The 22,304-nt window shown below is 36.8% G+C and carries 9 protein-coding genes; 7 read left to right on the top strand and 2 right to left on the bottom strand.

The features are described from left to right. The first annotated feature begins 511 nt into the window (after positions 1–511). From ACHRVX_RS18765 to ACHRVX_RS18740, 6 genes are all read left to right on the top strand, one after another. On the top strand, positions 512–12,742 hold the full coding sequence (locus ACHRVX_RS18765; protein ID WP_395334972.1) for an MBG domain-containing protein: 12,231 nt from the start codon (positions 512–514) through the stop codon (positions 12,740–12,742). A gap of 55 nt (positions 12,743–12,797) precedes the next feature. Then, positions 12,798–13,724 carry a PorP/SprF family type IX secretion system membrane protein gene (locus ACHRVX_RS18760; RefSeq protein WP_395334969.1) on the top strand — a complete coding sequence of 309 codons (927 nt, stop codon included), beginning with the start codon at positions 12,798–12,800 and terminating at the stop codon, positions 13,722–13,724. 738 nt (positions 13,725–14,462) lie between these two features. Then, on the top strand, positions 14,463–15,494 hold the full coding sequence (metN, locus tag ACHRVX_RS18755; RefSeq protein WP_395334966.1) for a methionine ABC transporter ATP-binding protein MetN: 1,032 nt from the start codon (positions 14,463–14,465) through the stop codon (positions 15,492–15,494). Then, entirely contained in the window at positions 15,487–16,140 is a 654-nt protein-coding gene (locus ACHRVX_RS18750; RefSeq protein WP_395334963.1) for a methionine ABC transporter permease MetI, read from the top strand. The genes metN and ACHRVX_RS18750 overlap by 8 nt, the downstream gene beginning before the upstream one ends. 376 nt (positions 16,141–16,516) lie before the next feature. Then, on the top strand, positions 16,517–17,335 hold the full coding sequence (gene metQ / locus ACHRVX_RS18745) for a methionine ABC transporter substrate-binding lipoprotein MetQ (RefSeq protein ID WP_395334961.1): 819 nt from the start codon (positions 16,517–16,519) through the stop codon (positions 17,333–17,335). Positions 17,336–17,629: 294 nt separating this feature from the next. After that, positions 17,630–18,655: an NAD(P)-dependent alcohol dehydrogenase gene (locus ACHRVX_RS18740; protein ID WP_395334958.1), complete on the top strand. Its 1,026-nt coding sequence runs from the start codon at positions 17,630–17,632 to the stop codon at positions 18,653–18,655. A 108-nt stretch (positions 18,656–18,763) separates the two neighbouring features. On the opposite strand, the gene ACHRVX_RS18735 is transcribed toward ACHRVX_RS18740, so the two are convergent. Further along, on the bottom strand, positions 18,764–20,005 hold the full coding sequence (locus ACHRVX_RS18735; RefSeq protein WP_395334955.1) for an MFS transporter: 1,242 nt from the start codon (positions 20,003–20,005) through the stop codon (positions 18,764–18,766). A gap of 37 nt (positions 20,006–20,042) precedes the next feature. Then, positions 20,043–20,708 (bottom strand): FadR/GntR family transcriptional regulator, encoded by a 666-nt coding sequence (locus ACHRVX_RS18730; RefSeq protein WP_395334953.1) that lies wholly within the window; start codon positions 20,706–20,708, stop codon positions 20,043–20,045. Positions 20,709–20,995: 287 nt separating this feature from the next. Between ACHRVX_RS18730 and ACHRVX_RS18725 the strand changes: the two genes are divergently transcribed. Beyond that, the gene (locus tag ACHRVX_RS18725; protein WP_395334951.1) at positions 20,996–22,222 is read left to right on the top strand and encodes a PQQ-dependent sugar dehydrogenase; all 1,227 of its coding nucleotides are present in this window, start codon (positions 20,996–20,998) and stop codon (positions 22,220–22,222) included. Positions 22,223–22,304 lie beyond the last annotated feature (82 nt).

Here is a 22,304-nt window from a genome sequence, read left to right as displayed (position 1 = left end):
ATGTGCCAAATTATAAAATGCAACCAATTGAGTAGAATACATGAATATAGGTTTTGTATTTTAGTATTGAATAGTTTAACAATATTGATACTAAAATATTGTATCAATTTTTAAGCAGGAAAGATTTGTTTTCTTCACTAAATGAGAATTTCTTTAAAATTTGCTTTCACAGATTTCTTATTTCATATCACCTCATTAGGCATAAAAAATACAAGCCATCATTACAGAATAGCGAATTGAAATACAAATTTTAAATTTCATAAAATATTAACATATAGCAGTTTACTCTTTTTTATTTATTTGAAATCAGTACTGTCTCACACTGTTATAATGTATGAAATACCACATTAGATTACCATCTATTATCTGCCAAAATAATTTTCATTGGATCTTTATTGAATACGAAGAAGATAAATTCAAAAATTTGAATTTCAAGTATTTGTATGGTTTAATACTCATTAGCAATTCCCGATATAGTATCTCATAGATTAAAAATTAAAAATTATACGGCATGATTTATACTTCTACTTATTCTTTTACGCGATTGTCTTTTTTGTTTTGTTGGTTGGCTATTTTATTAGCATTGCCAACTGTTTCAGCACAGGCACCTGGCGGAATATCTACGAATCTGAAGCTTTGGCTTAAAGCAGATGTGAGTGTTACACCTGCTACCCAAGGTGCGGCGGTAACGAGTTGGGGCGATCAAAGTGGAGCTGGCAATAATGCAACATATTCTACTCCTATATTTGCACAAACGGTGGTAAACCCCACTTATCAATTAAATGCGTTAAATTTTAATCCTACAATTCGTTTTCCCGGAACAAGCAATACAAATTTTGCATCAATTGGCGGTACCTTAACTCCTGCAATCACAAGTAATAACATATCGGCATATGCTGTTTTTTTAATGAATAGTACTGCTAGCGGTGGGTCAGGTCGTGCTTTCATAATTTCGCAAACTCCAACCTCATCTGATTGGCAAAGTCCATCAAATTCTGGCATAATAAGTCGTAGTTCTGCAAGTAACCTTAGTAGTTACAGAAATAATGTACAAGGACCTACTTTAACTTATCCTACAGGTCAGGCTATTGTGTTTTCTTCGCATTTTACAGCAGCAAATCAATGGACTGCTGAAATGAATGGTAATGCTTTTACGTCTGTAACATACACTACAGCAGCTCTTAACTCCGGTTATTATCGTTTAGGTACTAGTACATACAGTTCAAACGACTGGTTTAATGGAGATATTGCCGAGGTTATACTATATAATTCAGATCAATCTTCTCAGCCAAGTCACAACCAAATAGAAAGTTATCTGGCACTTAAATACGGTATTCACAAAGTGGGCAGTTATGCAAACAGCTCAGGCACTACCGTTTGGGATGCTACAGCAAATGTTGCTTATCATAATGATATATTTGGAATAGGTCAGGATGATGCTACGGGTTTATTGCAAGTACAATCGAATAGTTTAAATACAGGTAGCGGAGATGGTACTGGACAAAGCGGAAAAGGAAATATAGTAATTAGTAATCCTTCGTCATTAGCCAATAATGGATTTCTAATAATTGGTCATGATACCGGTTTATTAACAGAAATTGATGTAAATCTGGCTGGTCATTTAACAAAAGGAATGCAAAGATTATGGAAGGTGCAAAGTACAGGCAATCCTGGAACGGTAACTTTAACTTATGATAAAACCGGATTAACATACACCGGATTAACAGCCAGTGATTATACTATTTTGGTTGACCCAACAGGTACGGGTAATCTTAATAACGACTTAGTGAAGCAATATCCGGCGTCGACAATTGTGGGCGATAAAATTTCTTTTAATACGGTTAATTTGCCAACGGGTGCTGTATTTACAATTCAAACCTCATTTAGTGCTGTGACTCCTACAGTTCAGGCAACTAATGTAACTTTTACAGGTACAACTGCAACTACAACAACTGCAAATTGGATAAATGGTAATGGGGCATTAAGAGAAATATTTATACTTGCTGGATCTACAGGGAGCCCGGCTCCGGTGAATAATATAACCTATACTGCAAATCCAGTTTTTGGTACCGGTACACAAATAGGTACAACTGGTTGGTATTCTGCTTATAAGGGTACAGGATCAAATGTAACAATATCTGGTTTGGCTCCTGCAACAAATTATACTGTAATGGCTGTCGAATATAACGGTATCCCAGGCAGTGAAATATATTTATCTACAGTAAGTACGGGTAATCCTGAAGCAGTTACTACCCCAAACAATGTAGCGACACTAAGTAATTTAAGTATAAGCGAAGGAACATTGAATCCGGTTTTTGCAACGGGTACAACAAGTTATACGGCAACAGTGCCTAATATTATTACGAGCCTGACATTAACACCCACTACTACAGATGTTAATGCAACAGTAACAGTAAATAACGTAACGGTTACGAGCGGAAGTGCATCAGGAGCAATTGCTTTGAATGTAGGTCCCAATATTATTACAACAGTAGTAACAGCCCAGGATGGTACAACAATAGGTACCTATACGGTTACAATAACCAGAACAGAACCCACTATTGTAACTACAGGAACTTTAACAGCACAAACCGCTATATATGGTACACCATCAGCATACGGTACTTTTAATATTTCTGGTAGTGATATGGCAGAGGGAATTTTGGTCACTCCACCAGTAGAATTTGAAGTGAGTGCAGATAATATTGTATTTACAAATTCAATTACGATTGGAGCAGCTGGGATTATTCCGTCAACACCTGTTTATATTAGGTTAAAAGGAACAATTCCTGTAGGAAATTATTCAGGAGATATTGTTTTAACAAGTAGCAACGCAGCGACTGTCAATGTAGCGACTGTTTCTAGTGAAGTAACCAAAGCAACTTTAACAATTACTACCGAAAATAAAACTAAAATTTACGGATCAGTAAATCCAGCGTTAACGGTAACTTATACTGGTTTTGTAAACGGAGATACAGTTGCGAGTTTGTCGTTAGCACCAATAATTGGTACAGCAGCAACGACAGCAAGTCAGGTTGGGTCATATCCAATTACAGCAAGTGGAGCAACCTCAGATAATTATACTTTTGCCTATATTGATGGAAATCTAACCGTTACTCCGGTTGTGCTTACTATTACAGCAGATAATCAGACCAAAACATACGGATCAGTAAACCCAGCATTAACGGCAAATTACACAGGATTTGTAAACGGAGATACAGCAGCGAGTTTGACAACTTTACCAATACTATCAACAACGGCAGATTCCACAAGTCCTGTTGGAACTTATCCAATCACGGCAAGTGGTGCAGTTGACGCCAATTACACTTTTACTTATGTTGATGGAACTTTAACCGTAACTCCTGCAATTTTAACGATTACTGCCGACGCCCAAACTAAAACGTACGGTTCAGCAAACCCAGCATTAACGGCAAGTTATGTGGGATTTGTAAACGGTGATACAGCTGCAAGTTTAACCACTCCTCCAACAATTGCTACAACAGCAGATACGGCAAGTCCTGTTGGAACTTATTCAATCACGGCAAGTGGAGCAGTTGACGCCAATTATACATTTAATTATGTTGATGGAACTTTAACTGTAACTCCGGTTGTGTTGACCATTACTGCCGACAATCAAAGTAAAACCTACGGAGATGTGAATCCAACACTAACGGCAAGCTATACTGGATTTGTAAATGGAGATACGGTAGCAAGTTTGACAACTTTACCAATACTATCAACAACGGCAGATTCCACAAGCCCTGTTGGAACTTATCCAATTACGGCAAGTGGAGCAGTTGATGCCAATTACACTTTTACTTATGTTGATGCAACTTTAACCGTAACTCCTGCAATTTTAACGATTACAGCAGACAATCAGACAAAAGTTTACGGATCAGCAAATCCAGCATTAACGGCAAGTTATGTGGGATTTGTAAACGGCGATACGGCAGCGAGTTTAACAACTTTACCAATACTATCAACAACGGCAGATTCCACAAGTCCGGTTGGGTCATATCCAATCACATCAAGTGGTGCAACCTCTGATAATTATACTTTTGCATATGTTGATGGAAATCTAACTATTACCGCAGCAGTTTTAACCGTTACCGCAGACAATCAAACTAAAACTTACGGATCAGTAAACCCAACACTAACGGCAAGTTATTCAGGTTTTGTAAATGGTGATACGGCAGCGAGTTTAACAACTTTACCAATACTATCAACAACAGCAGATGCTACAAGTCCGGTTGGGTCATATCCAATCACGGCAAGCGGAGCAACATCTGATAATTATACTTTTGCGTATGTTGATGGAAATCTAACTATTACCGCAGCAGTTTTAACTGTTACAGCCGACGCCCAAACTAAAACGTACGGATCAGTAAATCCAACACTAACGGCAAGTTATTCAGGATTCGTTAACGGCGATACAGAAGCAAGTTTGACAACTTTACCAATACTATCAACAACGGCAGATTCCACAAGTCCTGTTGGAACTTATCCAATCACCGCAAATGGAGCAGTTGACGCCAATTATACTTTTGCGTATGTTGATGGAAATCTAACTATTACCGCAGCCGTTTTGACCGTTACCGCAGATAATCAGACCAAAGTTTACGGATCAGCAAATTCAACATTAACGGCAAGTTATTCAGGATTCGTTAACGGAGATACATCGGCAAGTTTAACAACTTTACCAATACTATCAACAACGGCAGATTCCACAAGTCCTGTTGGTTCATATTCAATTACATCAAGTGGAGCAACCTCTGATAATTATACTTTTGCTTATGTTGATGGAAATCTAACTATTACCGCAGCAGTTTTAACCGTTACAGCCGATAATCATACTAAAACTTACGGCTCAGCAAATCCAACATTAACGGCAAGTTACACAGGTTTTGTAAACGGAGATACGGCAGCGAGTTTAACAACTTTACCAATACTATCAACAACAGCAGATGCTACAAGTCCGGTTGGATCTTATCCAATCACCGCAAATGGAGCAGTTGACTCCAATTATACTTTTGCTTATGTTGATGGAAATCTAACTATTACTCCAGCAGTTTTAACCGTTACAGCCGATGCTCAAACTAAAACATACGGATCAGCAAATCCAACATTAACGGCAAGTTATTCAGGATTCGTTAACGGAGATACATCGGCAAGTTTAACAACTCCGCCAACAATTTCCACAATTGCTGATGCAACAAGTCCTATTGGAACTTATCCAATCACGGCAAGCGGAGCAACCTCAGATAATTACACTTTTGCTTATGTTGATGGAAATCTAACTATTACCGCAGCAGTTCTAACCGTTACGGCAGATAATCAGACTAAAACTTACGGATCAGCAAACCCAGCATTAACAGTAAGTTACACAGGTTTTGTAAATGGTGATACATCGGCAAGTTTAACAACTTTACCAATACTATCAACAACGGCAGATTCCACAAGTCCTGTTGGAACTTATCCAATTACGGTAAGCGGAGCAGCATCTGCAAATTATACATTTAGTTATGTTGATGGAACTTTAACTGTAACTCCGGTCGTGTTGACCATTACGGCAGACAATCAAAGCAAAATCTACGGAGATGTTAATCCAACATTAACGGCAAGTTATTCAGGATTCGTTAACGGAGATACAGCAGCGAGTTTAACAACTTTACCAATACTATCAACAACGGCAGATTCCACAAGTCCTGTTGGATCATATCCCATTACAGCAAGTGGAGCAGTTGATGCCAATTATACTTTTGCTTATGTTGATGGAAATCTAACTATTACCGCAGCAGTTCTAACCGTTACGGCCGATACTCAAACTAAAACGTACGGTTCAGCAAACCCAGCATTAACTGCAAGTTATTCAGGATTCGTTAACGGAGATACATCGGCAAGTTTAACAACTCCGCCAACAATTTCCACAACGGCTGATGCAAAAAGTCCTGTTGGATCTTATTCAATTACGGCAAGCGGAGCAGCATCTGCCAATTATACATTTAGTTATGTTGATGGAACTTTAACTGTAACTCCAGTCGTGTTGACCATTACGGCAGACAATCAAAGTAAAATCTACGGAGATGTTAATCCAACATTAACGGCAAGTTATTCAGGATTCGTTAACGGAGATACAGCAGCGAGTTTAACAACTTTACCAACAATTGCTACAACGGCAGATGCTACAAGTCCTGTTGGTTCATATCCAATCACGGCAAGCGGAGCAACCTCCGATAATTATACTTTTGCTTATATTGATGGAAATCTAAATATTACCGCAGCAGTTTTAACTATTACAGCCGATAATTATACTAAAACTTACGGATCAGTAAACCCAGCATTAACCGCAAGTTATTCAGGTTTTGTAAACGGAGATACATCGGCAAGTTTGACAACTTTACCAATACTATCAACAACAGCAGATGCTACAAGTCCTGTTGGTTCATATCCAATCACGGCAAGTGGAGCAACATCTGATAATTATACTTTTGCCTATGTTGACGGAAATTTAACTATTACCGGAGTAGTTTTAACCGTTACCGCAGATAATCAGACCAAAACATACGGATCAGCAAACCCAGCATTAACGGCAAGTTATTCAGGTTTTGTAAATGGTGATACATCAGCAAGTTTAACCACTCCTCCAACAATTGCTACAACAGCAGATGCTACAAGTCCGGTTGGTTCATATCCAATCACGGCAAGCGGAGCGACATCTGATAATTACACTTTTGCTTATGTTGATGGAAATCTAACTATTACCGCAGCAGTTTTAACCATCACAGCCGATAATCAGACTAAAACGTACGGATCAGCGAATCCAGCTTTAACGGCAAGTTATTCAGGATTTGTAAACGGAGATACATCGGCAAGTTTGACAACTTTACCAACAATTTCCACAATTGCTGATGCAACAAGTCCTGTTGGATCTTATTCAATCACGGCAAGTGGAGCAACCTCAGATAATTACACTTTTGCTTATGTTGATGGGAATCTAACTATTACCGCAGCAGTTCTAACCGTTACAGCCGATAATCAGACTAAAACGTACGGATCAGCGAATCCAGCTTTAACGGCAAGTTATTCAGGATTTGTAAACGGAGATACATCGGCAAGTTTGACAACTTTACCAATACTATCAACAACGGCAGATTCCACAAGTCCTATTGGAACTTATCCAATCACGGCAAGCGGAGTAACCTCAGATAATTACACTTTTGCTTATGTTGATGGAAATCTAACTATTACCGCAGCAGTTTTAACCATCACAGCCGATAATCAGACTAAAACGTACGGATCAGCGAATCCAACACTAACGGCAAGTTATTCAGGTTTTGTAAATGGTGATACATCAGCAAGTTTAACAACTTTACCAACAATTGCTACAACGGCAGATGCTACAAGTCCTGTTGGTTCATATCCAATCACGGCAAGCGGAGCAACATCTGATAATTATACTTTTGCTTATGTTGATGGAAATCTAACTATTATCCCAGCAGTTTTAACTGTTACCGCCGATAATCAGACTAAAACGTACGGTTCAGTAAACCCAACACTAACGGCAAGTTATTCAGGTTTTGTAAATGGTGATACATCGGCAAGTTTAACAACTTTACCAATCCTTACGACTACAGCCGATACAGCAAGTCCTGTTGGTTCATATCCCATTACAGCAAGTGGAGCAACATCTGATAATTATACTTTTGCTTATGTTGATGGAAATCTAACTATTACCCCAGCAGTTTTAACCGTTACAGCTGATAATCAGACTAAAACTTACGGATCAGTAAACCCAGTATTGGCGGCAAGCTATTCGGGATTTGTAAACGGTGAAACCTCTGCAAGTTTAACAACCTTACCAATACTATCAACTACAGCCGATACAGCAAGCGCAGTTGGGACTTATCCCATCACAGCAAGCGGAGCGACATCTGATAATTACACTTTTGCTTATGTTGATGGAACATTGACGGTTACTAAAGCTTTGATAACAATTAGTGCAGATGATAAAGCCAAAGCTTATGGAACTGCAAACCCAACTTTAACAGCTACATATTTAGGTTTTGTAAATGGTGAGGATGAAACAGATTTAACGGCTTTAGCAACAATTACGACTACAGCAGATTTAACCAGTGTTGTAGGAACTTATCCAATTACGGTAAATGGAGCACTATCGTCAAACTATGATTTCACTTATGTGAATGGAACCCTGACTGTTACTTCTGGTGCGATACTAACAATCACAGTAAACAATCAAACTAAAATTTACGGAGAAATTAATCCTGCTTTCACAGTTTCTTATAGCGGTTTTGTTAATGGTGATACAGAAGCAAATTTGACTACTCAGCCAATTGTTTCAACAACTGCAATTCAAAGCAGCCCTGTAGGAATATATACAACAATAGCGAGTGGAGCATCTGCCACGAATTACACGATTATCTATGTTAATGGAACACTTGATGTTATTCCTGCAAATCTTACAATAACAGCAAATTATCAGAGCAAAACTTACGGATCAGCGAATCCAACACTAACGGCAAGTTATACTGGATTTGTAAATGGCGATACAGCGGCAAGTTTAGCCACTCCGCCAACAATTACAACCACTGCTGATGTATCAAGCCCTGTTGGAACTTATCCAATCACGGCAAGCGGAGCAACATCTGCCAATTATACCTTTAATTATGTCGATGGAACTTTAACGGTTACGCCGGTAGCTTTAACAATTACTGCTGACAATCAGACAAAAACCTATGGAGATGTGAATCCGACACTTACAGTTAGTTATGCAGGTTTTGTAAACGGAGATACCTCTGCAAGTTTAACGACTCTGCCAACAATTACAACAATTGCTGATGCAACAAGTCCGGTAGGAACTTATCCAATTACGGCAAGCGGAGCAGCATCTGCCAATTATACATTTAGTTATGTTGATGGAACTTTAACTGTAACTCCAGTCGTGTTGACCATTACGGCAGACAATCAAAGTAAAATCTACGGAGATGTTAATCCGACATTAACGGTTAGCTATACAGGATTTGTAAATGGAGATACAGCGGCAAGTTTGACCACTCCGCCAACAATTACAACAATTGCTGATGCAACTAGCCCTGTTGGAACTTATTCAATCACGCCGATCGGAGCAACATCTGCTAATTATACATTTAGTTACGTCAATGGAACTTTAACTGTAACTCCGGTTGTGTTGACCATTACGGCAGACAATCAAAGCAAGATCTACGGAGATGTGAATCCAACGTTAACGGTAAGTTATTCAGGATTTGTAAACGGAGATACAGCGGCAAGTTTAACTACTCCACCAACAATTTCTACTACAGCCGATGCAACAAGTCCGGTAGGAACTTATCCAATCACGGCAAGCGGAGCAACATCTGGAAATTATACATTTAGTTACGTCGATGGAACTTTAACTGTAACTCCGGTTGTGTTAACCATCACCGCAGACAATCAGAGTAAAATCTACGGAGATGCGAATCCAACCTTAACAGTAAATTATGCAGGATTTGTAAATGGAGATACAGCCGCAAGTTTAACCACTTTACCAACAATTACAACAACTGCTGATGCAACAAGCCCTGTTGGAACTTATCCAATCACGGCAAGCGGAGCAACATCTGCCAATTATACCTTTAATTATGTCGTTGGAACTTTAACGGTTACGCCGGTAGCTTTAACAATTACCGCCGACAATCAGACAAAAACCTATGGAGATGTGAATCCAGCCTTAACAGTAAGTTATACAGGATTTGTAAATGGAGATACAGCCGCAAGTTTAACCACTTTACCAACAATTACAACAACTGCTGATGCAACAAGCCCTGTTGGAACTTATCCAATCATAGCAAGCGGAGCAACATCTGCCAATTATACCTTTAATTATGTCGATGGAACTTTAACGGTTACGCCTGTAGCTTTAACAATTACGGCTGACAATCAAACAAAAACCTATGGAGATGTGAATCCAACCTTAACAGTAAGTTATGCAGGATTTGTAAATGGCGATACGGCAGCAAGTTTAACCACTCCACCAACAATTACAACCACTGCTGATGCTACAAGTCCGGTAGGAATTTATCCAATCACGGCAAGTGGAGCAATTTCTACAAATTATACAATAAGTTATGTAGATGGTACTCTTAATGTAACTTCGGCAGCTTTGTTAACTATTATAGCAGATAATAAAACCAAAGTTTATGGAGAAGTCAATCCTGTATTGACAGTAACATATGTTGGTTTTGTCAATGGAGATACAGAAACGAGTTTAACTACTTTGCCCACTATAACCACAACTGCAGTTACAGGAAGTCCGGTTGGAACCTATCCGATAACAGCAAATGGAGCAGCTACTTTAAACTATACTATAACATATGTTCCGGGAATTTTAACTGTAACTCCGGCTAATTTAATTATTACAGCAAATAATCAAAGTAAAGTTTACGGAGATTTGAATCCAACATTAACAGCAGCTTATACTGGTTTTGTAAACGGTGATACCGAAGCTAATTTAACAACAGCACCTGTAATTACGACAGTAGCGGATGCTACAAGTCCGGCAGGAACTTATCCAATAGCGGTAAGCGGAGCAGTAGATTCAAATTATACCATTAGTTATATTGACGGAACTTTGACTGTAACTCCCGCTATATTAACCATAACAGCAGATAATCAAAGCAAAGTTTATGGGGATCTAAATCCACCTTTAACCGCAAGTTACTCAGGATTTGTAAACGGAGATACATCGGCAAGTTTGACAACGCCTGCAACAATTACAACTACAGCCAATGCTACAAGTCCTATTGGATCTTATCCAATAGCGGTAAGCGGAGCAATTAATCCAAATTACACTATTAGTTATATAGATGGAAACCTAATTGTAAATGCAGCAATATTGACCGTAACAGCAGATAATCAAACCAAACTTTATGGAGATTTGAATCCTGTATTAACAGCAAATATTACTGGTTTTGTAAACGGTGATACCGAAGCCAGTTTAACAACTGCACCTACTATTACGACAACAGCAGTTACAACAAGTCCCATTGGAACTTATCCAATCACGGCAAGCGGGGCAACATCTGCAAATTATACATTCAATTATGTTGATGGAATTTTAACGGTAATTCCGGTTGTGTTAACCATTACGGCAGATAATAAAGGTAAAATCTACGGAGATGCAAATCCAACCTTAACGGTAAGTTATGCAGGATTTGTAAATGGCGATACAGCGGCAAGTTTAACAACCCCGGCAACAATTACAACAACAGCTAATGCAACAAGCCCTGTAGGAACTTATCCAATCACGGCAAGCGGAGCAGTTGATTCAAATTATATAATTAGTTATATTGATGGGAATTTAGCCATAACCACAGCCACCTTAATCATTTCTGTAAACAATCAAACAAAAGTTTACGGCGAAGTAAATCCCTCTTTAACCGCAAGTTATACAGGATTTGTAAATGGAGATAATGTTGCAAGTTTTACTACTCCGCCAGCAATTACTACAACTGCGGTTACAGGCAGTATAGTAGGAACGTATCCTATAACTGCAACCGGTGCTATAAACCCAAATTATACAATTAGTTATGTTGACGCAAGTTTAACTATAACTACAGCACCTTTAACCATTACGGCAGATAATAAAACCAGAGTTTTTGGAGAACCTAATCCTACATTAACAGCAAGTTACACAGGATTTGTAAATGGTGATACAGTGGCAAGTTTAACTTCGCCGGTAATTATTGCTACAACTGCAAATTCCGCAAGTCCCGCTGGTGTATATGCTATTACAGTAAGTAGTGCGGCAAATTCTAATTACACTATTACTTATGTAAACGGAATATTGACAGTAACTGCCTTTAGTGATGTAAACTTAGCTAGCCTGACTATTAATAATGGAGTTTTAAATCCTGCTTTTTCTTCAAATGTTGTATCGTATAATGCGACTGTAGAGAGCAATATTTCGTCAGAAACGATAACAGCAGTTGCAAATGATCCTTTGGCAACCATAACCATTAATGGAGTAGCAGTTCAAAGCGGAACTCCTCATACAATTTCATTATTGGCAGGAACAAATGCAGCAGTTATTAAAGTTGTTGGAGAAGATGGCGTAACAACTAAAACATATACAATCAATATTGTAAGAGAAAGTGCTGCTATTGCAACATTATCAAATTTAGCCATTAGCAACGCAATATTAAATCCTGTATTTGAATCGGATATAACCAACTATAAGTCAGTAGTCAAATACAATGTAAATTCAGTAACCATAACACCGACTGTAACAGATCTGGGATCTAAAGTAACAGTTAATGGATTGCCGGTTGCCAGTGGTGCATCAAGTACGGCGATAATTTTAATCGCGGGAGATAATACCATTGAAACCATAGTTACCGCTCAGGATGGTATAACAAAAGAAACTTATACAATTGTGGTACATAAAGCAGTTTCACCGGAATCCTTGGTCGTAACTAATATTCTATCACCAAATGGAGACGGAAAAAATGATTTCTGGGAAATTCAGGATATTCTTTTATATCCAAATAATAAGGTTACTGTTTTCGACAGAGCCGGTCGTATAATATATTCTAAAAGTGGTTATAGTAACGAGTGGGAAGGATCCTATAGTGGTTCACCATTAAATAACGACACCTATTATTATCTAATAGAATTGGGCGATGATATACCTCGAATCAAAGGATTTATAAGCATTATTAGAGATTAAGAATATTGCGAAGAACTTTAAAATAATATAATTGTTATATCATAACCATACAGATATGAATACAAGAAAAAAAATATTTATGAAATTATTTGTCATCAAACCAATCCTGGTTTTTAGTTTAGCTTTTTTGGTCACCAACACAGCTAATGCACAATTAAATAAATTTGAAGCGATGTATTTTCAAAACCAATATTTAGGAAATCCCGCTATGGCTGGATTAAATAAAGGTGTAAACCTAAATATTGGATATCAGAGACAATGGGATGAGGTACCCGGAAATCCCGTGCTCATGTACGGAACTGCTGAATATAATCCGGATAGCCGAATGGCTTATGGTCTTACCTTTAATAGCGATAGAGCGGGACTAATTACCAACACAAGGATTTTAGGAACTTTTGCTTATCATTTGCCCATTGACAGAGATGGAGAGCGCAAAATAAATTTCGGACTTTCATTTGGGGCAAGGTTTCTCTCGCTTGACAAAAGTAAAATTAACGGAGATATTAACGATCCTTCCATCCAAAATTTTAATGAAGGCGGCGCTTTAGATGGGGATTTTGGTATTTCATATACCTCAAAATTGTTAACTGTTCAGGCTTCAGTACCCAACCTGAATAATGTTTTTTTTGCAGATAATAATCTCGAAAGAAAATATGTAGACAATCAGGTATTTTATTCAGCTGTAAGTTATAAATTATATGTAACCAGTAAAATAGATGATTTTAATATTGAGCCTCTTCTTGCTTTTAGAGGTATCAGAGGCTATAAAAATATTGTAGATACAGGTGTAAATGTCAACATGCCGGAATATCATATGAATATAGCGGCATTGTATCATACCAATCAGACTATTTCAGGTTCTTTTGGGATTTCAATAGATAATTTAGGAATCTTTTTAGCCTATTCAAGTTTTATAGGAAACTCAGGAGCCTACGCAAATGATGCATTGGAATTTGGTTTAAGCTATAAAATTTTTGATTAACTATATTTGATTGCATTTTATTAGTTAGGAATTAGTTGGAAAACCCTGCATTTGGCAGGGTTTTTTATGCAAAATTATTGTCCACGGATAATACGGATTTCCTATGGCAAAAACGCAGATGTATACGATTTTTTTCTCATTGATGTCATTTTGATAAAGAAATCACAATTGTAATTCCAAAAAATTTGGAAATTTCGATTGTCACATTATATTGATTTTATTCTCATTTTATGTCATTTCGACTAAGGAGAAATCACACGCGTGATTCGACAAAGATCGTCGAATATAATTGTCGATTTTGCATGCATATGATGGATTATTCCTGATAACTTTCAGGATCCATAAAATATGTCTTGTTGCTTTATAACGTTTCTAAAAATTCCGGAGGAATAACATATTTTGTAGAAAAGGATTTTAATCCGTTCTAGCTCCAAATCCACAAAATAACCTACTATATTGATAGGGTAAAAAAAGATTCGGTTTTTATATTGAAATTTAAAATTATCTCTTTAAATTTGCGCCAGCAATGAAAAACGATAACCAGTATGCAATTCATTACAGCGGCAACATATGTTGTGGGACTACGCGATTGTGCGAACTGGCTTATATATAAAATAATGTATTTATTTCTGAAGCCTTTCATAATTATTGAAGGGCTTTTTGATTTTAAATTTTAGAATTTCGGTTGTCATAAAAATTTTATGTCTGTGAATATAAGACTTAACCTGAACTAAAAAAATGATTGAATTAAAAAATGTCACCAAGAATTTTCATCAGAAAAACCGAATTGTTTCGGCTTTATCAGATGTTTCGCTTAAGGTTCCTCCAGGGAAAATCTTTGGTGTAATTGGAACTTCCGGAGCTGGAAAAAGCACATTAATTCGATGTGTGAATTTATTGGAAAGACCAACTTCGGGAGAAATTATCGTAGACGGAAAATCACTAATCCAATTATCAAACGCACAATTAGCAATTGAAAGAAGACAAATAGGAATGATTTTTCAGCATTTTAATTTGCTTTCGTCAAGAACCGTTTTTGAGAATGTAGCTTTTCCGTTAGAATTAGTTGGTGCTTCAAAAGCTGATATTCAAACCCGTGTTGCAGAATTATTACAATTAGTAGGATTAGCCGAAAAAGAAAATGATTATCCTGCGAGCCTTTCCGGAGGTCAAAAACAAAGAGTTGCGATTGCAAGAACACTGGCTAATAATCCAAAAGTACTTTTGTGCGATGAGGCGACAAGTGCGCTTGATCCTGCAACAACGAGATCGATTTTAAATTTATTGAAAGATATTAATCGTCGTTTAAACATCACAATTTTGTTGATTACGCACCAGATGGAAGTTGTGAAATCAATTTGTGATGAGGTTGCGGTAATCAGTCACGGAAAATTGATAGAGCAGGGAAGTGTAGGTGAAATTTTTGCCGACCCCAAACATGAACTGACCAAAGAATTTATTGCATCATCATTACATCTTGATATTCCAAGAGTATATCAGGAAAGATTACAAAAGGAAGATGCAGAAGGTTTAAGTCCATTATTAAGACTTGAAATGACCGGAAAATCAGTAAATGAACCCGTTATTTCAGAGGTTTCACGATTGTTTGATACTAATTTCAAGATTGTCAGCGCACAAATGGATCAGGCGGGAGATGTAAATTTTGGAGTAATGTTAATTGAACTATCCGGAAAACGTGAAAATTACGAAGCTGCAATTCAATATTTTATTTCTAAACATATTAAAACAGAAATTATAGGTTATGTCTGATTCAATTATTGGCTTATTATTAAATGGCACCTGGGAAACAATTGTAATGACATTTGTGTCCGGATTTTTTGGTTTCGCATTGGGACTTCCAACAGGAGTTTTACTTTTTCTTACCCGAAAAAATCAAATATTAGAGCAACCGGTCTTTAACCGTATTTTATCGGTTTTGGTAAATATTTTTCGTTCAATTCCGTTCATTATATTAATCGTCTGGATGATTCCGTTTACGCGTGCTTTGGTAGGAACTTCTATTGGCGTAAGCGCAGCTTTAGTTCCGTTAAGTATTGGCGCAGCACCATTTATCGCAAGACTTGTCGAAAATAGTCTTTTAGGTTTGCCTTCAGGATTAATTGAAGCTGCAAGAGCTTTAGGTGCGACACCTTTACAAATTGTATATAAGGTGTTACTTCCTGAAGCTTTACCATCATTAATAAACGCTGCGTCTATCACATTAATAACCCTTGTAGGCTATTCTGCAATGGGTGGAGCTGTTGGAGCAGGAGGTTTAGGACAAGTGGGTTATCAATACGGATATATTGGCTATGATGCCGTTACAATGAATTCAGTATTAGCATTATTGGTTATTTTGGTATTCATAATTCAGTTTATTGGAGACTTTTTATCAAAACGATTTGACCATAGATAATACTTTGACGTTTTACCGCAAAGTTTATTTATACTCTGTGAATGGTTTGACATTTTACCGCAAAGTGCGCAAAGTTTTTTAATTAAGCGGTTTGTATAAAAACACAAGTTCGCAAAGCTTTGTGAATGGTTTGAGATTTTACCGCAAAGTGCGCAAAGTTTTTTAATTAAGAGGTTTTTATAAAAACACAAAGTTCGCAAAGCTTTGTGAATGATTTGACGTTTTACTGCAAAGTTCGCAAAGCTTTGTGAACTTAAAGTGTTTACACACTTAAATCTTAGTGAACTTTGCGAAAAACCTTTGCGTACTTTGCGGTAAAAACACACATTACAACACATATTACAACACACATCAATTAAAAATTAAAAAATACGAGATGAATACTAAACTGAATTTCTTAAAAATAACTGCAATTGTTGCCTTAACATTATCACTGGCAAATTGCGGAAAAAGTACAAACAACGATCCGCATTATATTAAAGTGGGTGTTGCAACCGGACCGGAATATAAAGTGGCTGAAGCAGCTAAAAAAGTAGCAAAAGAAAAATACGGACTTGAAGTGGAGTTGATTTCTTTCAACGACTACGTGATTCCTAACGAAGCTTTAAGTCAGGGAGATATTGATGCAAATGCTTTTCAGCACAAACCATATCTTGATGAGCAATCAAAACAACGAGGTTACAAACTCGCAATTATTGGTAAGACATTTATTTACCCAATTGCAGCTTATTCTAAAAAAATCAAAAACCTTTCGGAATTGAAAAACGAAAGCACGATTATTATTCCAAATGATCCAACAAACTGCGGACGATCTTTATTGCTTTTACAGAAAAACGGATTGTTAACTCTTCGTCCAAATGTGGGATTGTTGCCTAAAGTGACAGATATTGTGACCAATCCTAAAAATTTAAAAATATTAGAATTAGAAGCACCTCAATTGCCAAGAGCACTTGATGATGAAAAAGTATCTATTGCAATTATCAATAATACATTTGCTTCTCAGGCTGGACTAGTTCCTTCACGTGATGCATTATTTGTTGAGGATAAGGATTCTCCATATGTAAACTTAGTGGTAAGTCGTGAAGACAATAAAAACGAAGAAAAAGTAAAACAGTTTCTGCAAGCCTTTCAATCTGCAGAAGTAGAAGCGGCGGCTCTTAGAGAATTTAAAGGAGGTGCTGTAAAAGGCTGGTAAAATATAAAAACCTCTTAAAACCTAAAAAGCGCTAAATCATAAATTTAGCGCTTTTTTTATGCTTAAATTTCAAACCACTTTTTCAATTGAAATAAATTTACACATCGTATTTATAATTTTTGTCTGTAGTATATAATAAGGATTTAAAATAAAAATGCAGTAATTTCCAAAGTTAAAATTTAAGCTATTTTATCCTATTTTTTAACGTCTGATCGAATTTATTTATAATATATTTACCTTATTGTTCCATGAGGTTAGAGTAAATTTATAGTATTAAATTATAAATAAATTCTTATGAAAGCAGTACGTTATTTTGGACACAAAGATGTTAGAATTGTAAATGATTTAGAAAAACCTGTTCCTTCCGGAGATGAGGTACTATTAAAAATTGGCGGAGCAGGAGTATGTCATTCTGATTTGCATATTATCGATGAAGGAACGGTTTCAGGAACCACATTTACTTTAGGACATGAAAATGCGGGATGGATTGAAGAAATTGGTCCTGATGTAAAAGGTTTTAAAAAAGGCGACGCTGTTTTAGTTTACGGACCTTGGGGATGTGGACATTGTAAACCATGTCAGCATTCAAATGAAAATTATTGTGATCATCAGTCAGAGCAGGCTTTTGGTGGCGGATTAGGATTAAACGGCGGAATGGCAGATTATATGCTCGTACCTTCTTCACGTTTATTAGTTCCTATTCATGACTTAGATCCTGTAATTGCGGCTCCGCTTACAGATGCTGCATTAACGCCATATTCAGCCATAAAAAGATCTTTGCATAAACTAATGCCGGATGAATATGTGGTGGTTATAGGAGTTGGCGGACTTGGACACGTTGCCTTACAAATTTTGTCTGAAATGTGCGGATCAACAATTATAGCGTGCGATATTACACCGGAAAGACTTGAATTTGCTACATCACTTGGTGCAGCGCATGTGGTTAATTCTACAGATAAAGATGCCGCAGAAAAAATTAAAAAAATTACGGGAATCAAAAAAGCTAAAGTTGTATTGGACTTTGTGGGTGCAACTACTACAATTGATTTAGGAACAAAAATTATTGGACTGGACGGAGACTTAACCATTGTGGGTTTAGGCGGAGGAAAATTTGAGTACAATATGAATGGATTACCCTTTGGTGTAAGTATGACAAATCCGTATTGGGGTTCAAGAACAGAGCTAATGGAAGTTATAGGATTGGCAATACAAAAGAAAATTCATATTGAAATTGAGAAATACAATCTGGATCAGGCACTCGAAGTATACGATAAATTGAGACAGGGAAAAATAAAAGGCCGTGCAGTTTTAATTCCTTAAACCTAAAATAAAAATAAAACAGTTGTAAAGGAAAAACCTGAATGTGAAAAAATAGATTAATTTCTATTTTTCACATTCAGGTTTTTTTAATTCAATTAATCTTGTTTTTTAATTGTTTTTACTATTTTTTTTCCCTTCAATATTTGGTAAAAAAGTAGTCAGAATTCCTATCAAAGGTAAAAAAGCACAAACCTTAAATACATATTCGATACTTGTTGTATCAGCCAGTTTTCCTAATACTGCTGAACCTAGTCCGCCCATACCAAATGCTAATCCGAAGAAAAGTCCCGCTATTAAGCCCACTTTTCCGGGAACAAGTTCAGTTGCATACACTAAAATCGCAGAAAAAGCAGATGATATAATTAAACCAATGAGTACCGATAAAATTCCTGTCCAGAAAAGTGACGCATAAGGCAATAATAAAGTAAAAGGAGCAACGCCTAAAATAGAAATCCAAATGATATATTTTCTTCCAAAACGATCTCCCAAAGCTCCGCCAAATAATGTTCCGGCAGCAACTGCACCAAGAAAAGCAAATAGATAAATTTGAGATTCCTGCACAGAAACGTGAAATTTCTCTATCAGATAAAAGGTATAATAACTAGTCATGCTTGCCATATAAAAGTATTTCGAAAATATCAGGACCAGCAAAATGCCCAATGAAAAAATCACTTTTTTTCTTGAAAGCGAATGATGAATTTCCTCCGTAACAATAGATTTGTTTTTTGCTTTTAAAGCTAAATGTTCCTGATACCATTTTGCAATTCCTGAAAGAATTACAATTCCTAAAACTGCTGCAATACAAAACCAGATAATATTAAATTGACCGTAAGGAACTACAATAATCGCTGCTAGCAAAGGACCAATCGCGCTTCCTGCGTTGCCGCCTAACTGAAAAATAGACTGAGCTAAACCTTTTTTTCCGCCCGAAGCCATATGTGCTACCCTTGAAGCTTCGGGATGAAATATCGATGAACCAATACCTATTAAACTAACGGCAAGTAAGATATTCGTAAAACTGGAAGCCACGGCAACCGCAGCCAAACCTGCCATTGTAAAAACCATTGCAATTGCTAACGAATATGGGCGGGGTTTTCTATCCGTATAAAATCCAATAAAAGGCTGAAGAATCGATGCTGTAAGCTGGTACGTTAACGTAATCAAACCAATTTCTGTAAAAGTTAAATGAAATTTATCTTTTATAATAGGATATACCGCAGGAACCACAGCTTGCAACAAGTCATTTATAAAATGCGTAAAGCTGATGGTGAATAAAATTGAAAAAACAGTTTGCTGGGCTAAATGTTTAGCATCAATTGTGGAGTTTGTTAAACTTGAACTTGTCTTCATAATTTAAATCAGATCATCTGATGAGTTTTAGTAAAAATTAGTAATTAATATGACCTATTATTTTAGCTACAGTATTCCAGGCTTTTTTAGAATCTTTTGCAATTATACTTTCTAAAAGTTGTTCGTGGATTACATACGTATTTTGAAATACATGAGTATCAGGATAAAGTTCCAGAAATCCTTTTTTGAGGTGTATCGCAACAGATTGATATAAATCAGCCAGAATTTCATTTTTAGAAGCTTGGGCAATCGCAATATGAAATTGAACATCAGCCTCAATACATTCTTCCAGTAAACCATCGTTTGCTGCTTTTAGTCGGTTGGCTAAATGCTGTTTCATCGCTATTATGTCGTCTTCAGTTCTGTTAAGAGCCGCTTTTTCAGCAATTTTGAGTTCTAATAATTGTCGGACTTCATCAATATCCTGAACTTTTGCCCGCATTAATTTGTCATTCATAGGTTCACGCGTACTGTTGATTTCCTGTACAAATGTTCCAAGACCTTGTTTAATTTTGAGTAATCCGGAATTTGACAACAATTTCATTGCTTCCCTGATCGAAGATCGGCCTACGCCAAAACTCGTCATCAGTTCCGTTTCAATAGGCAATTTCTCATTGATTTTATAATAGCCCTCAGCTATTTGCTCCTGTATTTTTGAAGCAACTTCTTCGGCCAGCGATTTTTTTTGTATAATTGTTTTCATTTGTCATATCATCTGATGATTGCAAAAATAGAAAAATATTTAAATAGAAAGTATGTTTTTAACCGTAAAGTTTACCAGATATTCGCAATGCACAACAATAGAGATCTTTATGGGCTTAGCGATTTCTGAGATTTTATTCGCTCCTCTAATGAATCAATATTAAAATCGTATAACTTTTCTCATAAATTATATAACGCGATTTTAATTTTAATTGATCATTTTTGCTTTGTTCTAAAATTAGAATGAATACAAATCGTAACTATTTTTAATACATAAATCCCAAATCTATGAGAAATATTAATCAAATTGCTATTGTTTCGAGTGTCTTAATAACATTATTTAGCTGCTCGAGTGACGATAAAGTCGAAGTAAATCTAGGTACAACTACAAATCCTGTCGAAGGAACTGCGCCAAACACAGCTTATAAGCCTGCTTTTCAGGGACAAACCAGAATCAACGGAGTTCAAACCAATACACCTTATGAAGGAGTAGTTCTGGCAACAACATTAACAAGTCCATGGGGAATAAAAAGTCTTCCTGATGGCAGATTGTTAATCACAGAAAAAACAGGAACAATGCGTATTGCTACCACAGCGGGAGTTTTAAGCGCGCCAATTACCGGAATTCCAGCTGTAAATTCTGCTAGTCAGGGTGGTTTATTAGGTTTGACTATTGATCCTGATTTTGCGACAAACCGTATGATTTACTGGGTTTTTGCCGAAGCTACAACAGGCGGAAATAATACCGCTGTAGCGAAAGGAAAACTTTCGGCTGACGAAAAAACGATAGAAGGAGCAACAGTAATTTACAGGGCAAAACCTGCAAATCCTAGCACGCTTCACTATGGCGGACGTATACTTTTTGATAAATCAGGTTTCCTTGTTGTTAGTACCGGAGAACGTTCAGTACTTGAAACAAGACCATTAGCACAATCTGTTTCATCGGCTTTGGGTAAAGTCGTGAGAATTACAAAAGACGGTCAGCCTGCAACCGGAAACCCTACATTTACCGGAACTGGAGCTTTGCCTGAGTTATATACTATTGGACACAGAAATCCGCAAGGTTTAGCACTTAATCCTGTTACAAATGAAATCTGGTTGTCTGAGCACGGACCACGTGGAGGTGACGAAATCAACCGTTTAAAAGCAGGTTCAAATTACGGATGGCCAACAATAACTTACGGAATTGAATATAGCGGAGAAAAAATTGGTGCAGGAATTCAGCAACAAGAAGGTTTAGAGCAACCAGTGTACTATTGGGATCCCGTAGTTTCACCAAGTGGTATGACTTTTTACACAGGAAATCGTGTTCCGGAATGGCAAAACAATCTTTTCATTGGTTCATTAAGTGCGACGCACATTATTCGTCTTGCGATTAAAGATAATAAAGTAATTGGTGAAGAAAGACTTCTTGCTTCAGAAGGTCAACGTTTTAGAGATGTTACTCAAGGAACTGACGGAGCTCTATATGCCGTTACAGATGGCGGAAGACTTTATAAAATTGACAAAAAATAAGATAGTATTCTTAGACATATATTGGTAACACAATAAAATTAATGGCGCTATCTGGCGCCATTTTTTGTTATACATTATACGG

The organism is Flavobacterium sp. FlaQc-47, assembly GCF_044006475.1.
Taxonomy (GTDB): domain Bacteria; phylum Bacteroidota; class Bacteroidia; order Flavobacteriales; family Flavobacteriaceae; genus Flavobacterium.
Note: the sequence above shows the minus strand (reverse complement) of the source record. Positions and strands in the feature narration are given on the sequence as shown.

Bases quoted from the DNA above. Each gene is read 5' to 3' on its own strand.
- ACHRVX_RS18765 (WP_395334972.1), top strand. From the start codon at position 512: ATGATTTATACTTCTACTTATTCTTTTACGCGATTGTCTTTTTTGTTT.
- ACHRVX_RS18760 (WP_395334969.1), top strand. From the start codon at position 12,798: ATGAATACAAGAAAAAAAATATTTATGAAATTATTTGTCATCAAACCA.
- metN (WP_395334966.1), top strand. From the start codon at position 14,463: ATGATTGAATTAAAAAATGTCACCAAGAATTTTCATCAGAAAAACCGA.
- ACHRVX_RS18750 (WP_395334963.1), top strand. From the start codon at position 15,487: ATGTCTGATTCAATTATTGGCTTATTATTAAATGGCACCTGGGAAACA.
- metQ (WP_395334961.1), top strand. From the start codon at position 16,517: ATGAATACTAAACTGAATTTCTTAAAAATAACTGCAATTGTTGCCTTA.
- ACHRVX_RS18740 (WP_395334958.1), top strand. From the start codon at position 17,630: ATGAAAGCAGTACGTTATTTTGGACACAAAGATGTTAGAATTGTAAAT.
- ACHRVX_RS18735 (WP_395334955.1), bottom strand. From the start codon at position 20,005: ATGAAGACAAGTTCAAGTTTAACAAACTCCACAATTGATGCTAAACAT.
- ACHRVX_RS18730 (WP_395334953.1), bottom strand. From the start codon at position 20,708: ATGAAAACAATTATACAAAAAAAATCGCTGGCCGAAGAAGTTGCTTCA.
- ACHRVX_RS18725 (WP_395334951.1), top strand. From the start codon at position 20,996: ATGAGAAATATTAATCAAATTGCTATTGTTTCGAGTGTCTTAATAACA.